This is a genomic window from Lactobacillus jensenii DSM 20557, assembly GCF_001436455.1.
Taxonomy (GTDB): Bacteria; Bacillota; Bacilli; order Lactobacillales; family Lactobacillaceae; genus Lactobacillus; species Lactobacillus jensenii.
The window spans coordinates 1-8,576 of sequence record NZ_AYYU01000035.1 but is presented as its reverse complement, the minus strand read 5'-3'; the positions used below and the strand labels follow the sequence as shown (position 1 = coordinate 8,576).

Annotated in this window: 6 protein-coding genes and 1 pseudogene; 1 reads left to right on the top strand and 6 read right to left on the bottom strand. The window is 35.3% G+C overall.

Going from position 1 to position 8,576, the window contains the following annotated elements:
• The 3 genes and pseudogenes from FC45_RS07005 to FC45_RS07800 form a co-directional block, all read right to left on the bottom strand.
• Window positions 1-4,284 (bottom strand): Rib/alpha-like domain-containing protein (locus tag FC45_RS07005; RefSeq protein ID WP_081036993.1); only part of this gene is annotated, 4,284 nt, incomplete at its 3' end.
• 273 nt (window positions 4,285-4,557) lie between these two features.
• Window positions 4,558-5,375 (bottom strand): annotated as a pseudogene (locus FC45_RS07000) (ISLre2 family transposase); the annotation flags it as partial.
• A gap of 61 nt (window positions 5,376-5,436) precedes the next feature.
• Window positions 5,437-5,631, bottom strand: coding sequence for a MerR family transcriptional regulator (locus tag FC45_RS07800; RefSeq protein ID WP_162257471.1), 195 nt, complete (start codon window positions 5,629-5,631; stop codon window positions 5,437-5,439).
• A 280-nt stretch (window positions 5,632-5,911) separates the two neighbouring features.
• Between FC45_RS07800 and FC45_RS06990 the strand changes: the two genes are divergently transcribed.
• A complete protein-coding gene (locus FC45_RS06990) occupies window positions 5,912-6,694 on the top strand; it encodes a Fic family protein (protein WP_035425143.1) in 783 nt (260 codons plus the stop codon).
• A 141-nt stretch (window positions 6,695-6,835) separates the two neighbouring features.
• Here the strand turns inward: FC45_RS06990 and FC45_RS07895 are convergent, their stop codons facing one another.
• From FC45_RS07895 to FC45_RS07840, 3 genes are all read right to left on the bottom strand, one after another.
• The gene (locus FC45_RS07895; protein WP_236694522.1) at window positions 6,836-7,444 is read right to left on the bottom strand and encodes a hypothetical protein; all 609 of its coding nucleotides are present in this window, start codon (window positions 7,442-7,444) and stop codon (window positions 6,836-6,838) included.
• On the bottom strand, window positions 7,396-7,992 hold the full coding sequence (locus FC45_RS06980) for a replication initiation protein (protein WP_232556683.1): 597 nt from the start codon (window positions 7,990-7,992) through the stop codon (window positions 7,396-7,398). Before FC45_RS06980 ends, FC45_RS07895 begins: the two co-directional genes overlap by 49 nt.
• Before the next feature lie 71 nt (window positions 7,993-8,063).
• Complete coding sequence (locus FC45_RS07840) at window positions 8,064-8,240, bottom strand: hypothetical protein (protein WP_006585541.1); 177 nt, start codon at window positions 8,238-8,240, stop codon at window positions 8,064-8,066.
• Between the last annotated feature and the right edge of the window lie 336 nt (window positions 8,241-8,576).

The window sequence follows — 8,576 nt, the reverse complement described above, 5'->3', positions numbered from 1 at the left end:
GCCATCTTTACCTGGTTTGTATGGTACCGGAGTACTATTTTGCTTTTTGTAAGTTACTGTGATGTTTTGACCATTTTGTGGTGTGCCATTTGTTTCAGCAACTTTGGCAGCATCAACTTGAGTAGCCTTTGCACCATTGATATATGCATCATAGCCTGTGATTTGGTCAACACTGTATTCTGGGAATTCAGCAGTTTGACCATCAGCCAGTTTCCATTCATTCCAGATAATTTCCCCAGCATCTGTACCATCAGCATTAATCTTGTGGTATCCATCACGTACATAGTGAACCTTTTGTGTTACTGAGTTAATTGGTGAATGACCAGTTCCAGTTACATCATATTCAATTGTACGTTCTACATAAAGGTTAGTATCGTCATTAACTTTACTACCTGAAGTTGGAACATGTGATCCAGTCTTAAATGTTACTTGAACATTTAACTTAGTACCGTTATCAAAAGTAAATTCAACAATCCCAGTCATGTTAGAAGCAGCAAATTTGCCATCTTTACCTGGCATACCATTTTCAGCCCACTTAATACCAGTTGGGTTACCATTGACAAATGTCTTACCTGAGATACTGTTAGTTGCTAAGTAATTCTTAATACCAGCTTCATCAGTTGATACTTCACTGCCATAGTTTACTGGAATATTAATTTTACCAGTTGCACCAAGGAAGTTGTAGTAAACATTAGCCCAAGCATTGTAACCAGCAGGTGATAAACCTAGTTTTTGCAATACATTAGTATCACTAATACTAAAGTCGTAACGATACTTAGAGTTACCTGCTAAACCTGATGGATCATTGGCATCAGTTTGCTCTTCAGAGTTAACAGCACCATTTTCAAGTTGGTAAAGTGTGTCTGCAGAACCATTGCTAAAGTTATCAACACCAGTGTTAACTTCATAACCCTTCTGCCAGTTAAAGCTAATTGCACTAGCATCAAAGCTGTCCGTAGCATCAGCTTCGTTTACATACTTAGTACCATCAGCACTTAGCTTGTAAATCACATGCTTGTTATAGTCGCTAACGATGTTACCTTTCTTGTTCCAATCAGAGTAATATGTGATTGTTTGGAAGGCACTGTCTTTAGCACTTAATTCATGGCTATCAGTAGTCTTGTGAACAGTAGTAAGGTTGCCATTGAAGACCACCATACTTTGATCACCGTAGTAAACAACGTCACCACTACCTGGATCAACCTTGTTACCAGTGATACTTACAGGAACTTTTACTTCAGCATAAGTACCGTCACTATAAGTTACTTTAACTGGAACTTCAAATGAACCTAATGTTGCGTTTTTACCTACACTAGCAGTTACCTTACCAGTATCATGATTTACATAGATAGTTACACCCACTGGAGCATCAAAGTCACCTTTTTCGTAACCAGTGATTGCACCTTCTGGCATATCTGCAGCAGCCTTTGGATCTACTGCACCAGTTGCTGGTGTGTCGCCGCTAGGTTTTTCAACATTTAACTTGTCGTAGCTAACTGGATACTTCTCAGCTAAGTTACTCTTTTCGGTAACAGTTACTGGTACAGTTAATTGGTCAGTGCTGCTATCTGGGTATGTTACTGTTACAGAAATATCATATGAACCTACACTAGTATCATCAGTTGGTGAAACAGTTACTTTACCAGTATCAGGATCTACTTTAATCCAATCTGGAGTATTTTCACCTGCAGTGTACTTAGTACCCGCTGGAGCATCAGCAGCCTTATCGTTTTCATCCTTAAAGCTTGGATCTACGCTATCAGACTTACCTTGCTCAACGGAAACACCAGGATAAGATGGTGTTAATTCTTCACTATACTTCTTTTCAGTAACCTTAAGTGGAACCTTAACAAAGTCAACTGAACCATCAGCATAAGTTACCTTAGCCCAAGCAAAACCATCAGTAGTCTTTAAATTACCTGTTGGGTTTTGTGGTTCTGGATAAGGAACTAGGGCACTTGGATCCTTGCTGTCAGTCGGCTGGATCATGATCTTGTTCCATTCATCCTTATCAGTTGCAGAATTGTACCAAGTAACATGCTTAACAATATCCTTGAAGTCAGTGATTGGTTGTTCATCAGGACCAATTAAATCTTTAAGTCCCTTATTAGCATCAAGATCACTTAATGTTTGACGAGTAGTTCCATCAATCGTTTGCACTTCTGGGTGATACTTATCAAAATCATCAATCTTAACGTCAGGACTATCATTCAACTTGCTACCCATAGCCATTCTTTGTGGACGCCACAAGTTAAAGTGGTTTAAGAAGCTGTTCAAGTGCAGTGCCTGTTGTACTTCAGTTGGCATTGTACCGTTTTCGTATTTATCAGTGCCTTGGTTCTTAGACATTAAGACAGTAGCATTAGAGTTATAAAGTGTATCAACACCTTTATGCGCAACGACAGTATTAGGATGTTGACCTTTACTCATAAATTGACCAGAGTTATTACCCCATTGGTTCGAAGATTTCACGTATCTTACATACCAAACATCATTAGGAATAGTAGTCTTATTACCTTGATCCCATTGAGCAACTGGTGTTGGTCCATTAACAGTAGTACTGTTGTAGACACCTTCCATTCTAATCAATGTACCACGAATATTACCAGTACGTTGTAAGTTGACATATGCTGGGGTAAGAAATTCCAATAAATCTGTACCACTCGTACCCCACAGATTAAACAAACCATTCAATGGTGTGCTAGGTTCAGTACCATATTGAAATGTACCTGCATTGTCTTGTAAATCGAGAGTAGCACCGGCACCAACCAAAAATTTCAACGTGGTATTAGTACTTAAACCACCGTCACCCATTGAAATTAATGGTACCAATGTCTTTTCAGTAGTATCACGTATAATAGTCAAACTACCATTGTTAATTAAGCTGGCAGTTTGCTTAGATAATGGACTGGCAACACTACTTATTGGACCAACACCTAATGAAATTGGAGCATAGTGGGTACCATTATAATTAGTTACTGAATTAGAAGTACCATTTTCAACACCATCAGCCTGATTTGTTTGCTTGGTATGGATAGTTACATTACCCTTTTTACCAATTTCAAGATCATGTGACCAAATTGCAGTTGAGTGACCAGCTGCCATGTTGGCATTCAAAGTACCATTAATAACAGTAACGCCATAGATTGGCTGACCACCTGTTAGTTGACGCCCAGCATAAATACCACGTAAGTCGTCTGATTTAGCATTAATAGTAACAGTTGCACCTTCATTAATTAAAGTTGAAGGATTTTCACTATTACTAGCATTTTCAGTTGAACGAATTACCCAGTTGTCAGGATTAATAGAATTTCCAGTTACTTTACCACCAACATTAAAAGTAGTATTACCAGAGTCAAATTTTACAGTCTTACCAGTTACTAGATTGTAACCAATTGACATATTATTAAGTGTAATGTTGTTCTCTCCAGCAAAGTGAACTGGTAAGTTTTCACCATACTTATCAACTAATGGCCGATCATTTAAGTTAGCTGTAACACCATCAAAAGTTAGCTTACTATTTTCAGTGTTAGATTTACTGCCATAGAATGAAATTGGTGAACAGTCATACTTGCTACCTTCAATTGTCATGTCCTTTAAAGTAATATTCCAAGGATTAGCAGCATTCTTATAGTTCTTATTTTGCAAAGCAATACTGTAGCCAGCAAAGTTAATTGTATGACCATTACCATTAATGGTTAAATCACGAGCTGAACCTTCAGACTGCAGATAAAGGTAGTGCTTTTTTATATCACCTATACCATAAGTAGTAAGGCCGTTAACTTTACCGGTAATAGTAATATCATTGGTAATATTAATAGTTCCAATGCTACTATCATTCATGGCATTAACTAAGCTTGGGAAATCACTGGCATCTTGTGATTGAGTAGCTTGAGGTGCTGCTCTAAAAGCACGTAGTGCTGCAAAAACTTGTACTTTTGATTCTGCTGCATTCTTAGTTACAGCTTCATTAGATTGAGACTGTGCTTTTGATACATTTAATACATTTTCATTATTAACAGTCTTAGGTTGTACTGCGTCTTTATTTTCTTGTACCTTTACAGAACCTTCTGTATTTTTATCAACTTGTGTAGTATTTTCTGCTTCAATTTTATTTGCAGAGGCACCTTTTTGTACTACAGAACTAACAGCCGTTTTTTCTGCTTTTGGCATTGCAATAGTCTTATTTTCTGTTAGCTCTTGACTCTTATCTTTATTGAAAGTGTCAACTACTACAGATTTATCAGCTACATTTGCAGCTTGAACTTTGTGACTTCCAGCCATACTCACGAAAGTAAATCCAATTAAAACAGACGCTGCTCCAACAGAAAACTTTCTAATAGAAAAACGCTCTTTTTTTTGGCACTATCTGCCGAATACGTTCTTGATAATTTCTTTTAGATAACATATATTGTCTTTACCTTTCATTAGCTAACAATAAACAAACAACAACACTTGTATCATAACAAATATCAAGCAAAAATACTAATTAAATTATATTTGTAATTGTCAATGTTTTTGCGGTAGCCTAAAAACCATTAGTCTGACCTTAATTTCTTAATAATTTATGTGGTTTAACATCCGATTGAATTTGCTTAAATAGCTGCTTCCAGCCGTTTGCGTTGTTAAAGCTCCGCGCTGTATGCCTAAATGACTTTCATGTCGCTTCTTTAAGCTATCATGGGCTGCCGCTTTTAATTCTTGCTCAGTTATTGCATTTATTTCTGAGCCTGCAAACTCGCTGCTTAGCCAATATTCCAGTTCATTGTTTTTGATGCAAGTCAGCACATTCCTTCGGCACCATCTTCTGACCAGTATTTTCCTTGCCCTTTGACGCGATAAGTATATTTACGGTGATTGCTCTCACAGCAGCCAATTGCCTTAATTACTGACAAATGACGCATCTTAAACGGCTTAATATCCACCCAGCGACGATGAAGATAGCTGCGCAGCCGCTTTAGGTTTTCATGATTTTCTGGCGTATTCAGCTCATCAACCAGATTGCTTTCAATCGTGTCTAAAATCACATCAGTTAAGTGACGGTCATATTTAAACTCAACTGCACTGATCAATTTGCTTTGCATAGCCGGCATAAAGCCCAGACAATCTTTAATCTTTTTATTCAAATGAAAGACATCCAAGAAGTGTTCGTGCTGCTTGCAGCGACCGACTATTTCATCAAAATCTTTTTTGGCATAGCCAGCGCTGCCATCGGCATTACTGATGATCAAAGTATCGCTTAAGTCATAGGTATTAGCTAAATAAGCTTTGATTTCTTGCAAGGCATTCAAGCGGCTTAAAAAAACGAACTCTTTGGCTTGAACTCTCTTTCTGCGCGTCTTGCTCACATTAATAATATCTTCACAGACTTGATAGCCTTTCTTCTCGGCAAAATCTTGCAATTCCTGCATTTGGTTAGCTAAATCATGTTTTTGCTTATAAGTAGAAACGCGTCCGTAAAGCAAGGTTAGTCTTGGTGAGCGTCCATTTTTTTAATAAGAAGACAGAATCATCGTCGAAGGTGTATTGACCGGATGGCAAACGTCTTGCCTTCAAGATGCCTTTTTCGCGATACCTTTTTAAAGTTGAACGACTGATTTGAAGCAAATTTATCACTTTACCAGCTTTCATTTAATCACCTCCATGCTTAATATTGTATCATTTGCAGTCATATAAAAGACAAAAATAAGGAATCACGCAAAATGATCCCTTATGACTGAATTAACCTAATTATTTCTAACTATATATAAAGCGATCATCTGCATCGTCAATCTGAAATCCCATTTCTGCATATTTATATATTACTTTTTGTAAAAATATTTTTTGAATAAGTTTTAACCTTAATAATTGAACTAATTCTAAAGTAAGCGTATGATTTATTTCACACTGATGTACTTAAGGAGAGTATAACATGACAGATAAAAACATTGCTTTAGCTCGCTTTATAACATCTTTTGGTAGTATGAACAACTACAAAAGCTCCGTGCTTCAAACTAAACGAGTTCTAGATAATAAAAAAGGGGCTAAACTACCTAAAAATGATACTGCAATTTTAAACGATGCCCTTGATGGCATTGCAGCAATAAAAAAAAATGGATTTAATAGCGCTGGTATTATAGCAGTAAATAAATCCTTCACTCATTCAGAAGAAGAAGATCCAGCATGGCCTGGTCACTTAAGAAATGCACTATTTAATCCAAATGATGCAATTGCAATAATCACCGATCCAAATGGCACTTCAAAGGGAGCCTATATAGCTCCAGCCACGGTTACCGCATCAGAACTTGATGACATTGTTAACCAATTTAATGAATCAAATAAAACTATAAAAGATGGTTGGAAAGTTTTTGCAAAATTATCAAAGTTACAGCCTTTTCAAGATGGTAATAAAAGAACAGCTCTTATAGCAGCAAATGCTGCTATGAATACTTGGGAGCAAGAAAACTACCTAGTTTTGCCTTTTAATAATATTGATCATGCTCAATTTATGGTAGATCTAATGCGTTTCTATGTTGCAAAAAATGATACTGAGGAAGAGAAAGCATTAGATAGAATGATGACGGCCTTACCATCAGAAAAAGAAGTTAATTTACACCTTCCGCTAACTCAAGAAGAAAAGGAAAATCCAAATCAGCTTAAAACCAAACAAATAAAGAGTTTTTATTCAAAAAGACGCCAGTTTTTAGAAAGATAATTAAAATGACTCAAGAACATAAATTCTTGAGTCATTTTTCTATCCAAAGTCAAATATTATTAGCCTTAGATTAGTATGTTTTATTTTTTTATTTTTTTAAGTAGTTTAGATTTTCATGAGTTGTACACTTTTGCATTATTACTATTTATTACCGAAATTTTCTATTGCTTTTTTCTTTTGTAATAATCCTAAAGTCTTATTATAGTCTGCCACTAATTGCATATTTCCTTTAGCATTCCTAACCTGTTCTAATATCTCAGCAATAATTTTCTCTAACTTTGGTATATTAGCTTCTAATACTTTCTTACCAAGTTCACGATCATAAAAACCTCTAATTGTCAGTTCACCTCTACTTGGTTGCCATACATCAATATTGAGCTTATCATCTTCAGTTTTTTCTTGTTCTTTTTCTTCTGGGTGAACAGCAAAATATTCCTTCTCCGCAGTACCGTGTTTTTGTTTCAAAAATTTATCAATCGCTTTAAACTTATCTTTTCTCGTTAAACATATGGCCGAATCAATATTTACTAGTCCTTCAGATAAAATTTCTTCAGGAGTTGAATAAGTAGTATTTTTTTTAGGATTTTCTGGCTCAAAAGTAAAAGTATAACTAACAACTACTCTATGCCCCTTAGCAGTGCCATAGTTTTTTGTATAATTTAAATTTGTAAAATATGGGGAAATTTCTATTAGAGCATCTTTTAAAATTTTCCTTCTCTTGTTTTTTCTGGTATTTCTAATTGCTCCCACAAACCAATTCTAGTTTTGCTATTAGTTTTTTCAATATGTTTTCTAAATGTGATAGATCCCACAGTTCGGAGCTGCTTTAGAAGACGAAGCAAAGTTTGTGATCTAACAGAAGATAAATCAACTATTTCTCTAGCTGGATAGCGAACAAAATCTCCAGTTTTTGGGTTAATTAATAAAATATTTATCATGAAGTCATTGTAAACAAACTCAAAATATTTTTTGTTCGTATTATTAATTATTCCTTTAAACATTGGAAAACTTGCTGTTATCCCATCGGCTTTTATCTCACGCCATTTTTCCAATTTATTTTTCATATCTTCGATATATGTGCCGATACTAGCATTATTATTATCGTATCCAATAGCATGATCAATTTCACTATAAGTAACGCGTGTAACAAGATCAGTTGGGAACTTCACTTCACTAGCAATTCTTGTAAGAGTTTTTTTATCTAAATCATTTTTATCCAAATTTAACGCTTTAACTTTCTTTTGGATTTGCTCTTTTTGATATGCAGCCAACTGATCAGCAGTTTTACTTAAAATCACTGTTAATATTTTAGTATGAGTGGCGTTCAGTCCAGTCCATATAACTCTATTTAGTTGAGATCTAAAACGCATTAGTAGAGTAGTAGAAGCAAATTTTTTTGCTTTACATCTACCGGTAAGTCGCTATTATGTGCATAATCCACGTTAAACAAATCAAGTTGTTCTGAGTTAGGACAATCTTCTGTCTGCTCTTTTTCTTCTGATTTATCAAACAATTTACCTAAAATATCATCAAAATTCTCGGTCATAACTAGTACATTCCCTGAAAAGAATAAGTTTATATTTCTTAGTATAACTTATTCTCCCTACCCAAGGAACCATTCCCCACTATTTAGCACCTTTGATAAACGATTCTTATTAATTACATTTGATCCCACTACTGGGACTCTTTGCTAATACACAAATAAAACATAGATATCTATATATGTTTTTCTCCACTATTTGTACCCTTTGACTTTTCTATATCGCAATATATGGTACCCACTATTTTTTATATACACAGTATTTTGAAAGAATTATACGAATTCTCCACTATTTGGTACCTTTGATGCCTAAAATTGAGACCGTAAAATAGTTTGTGTAAG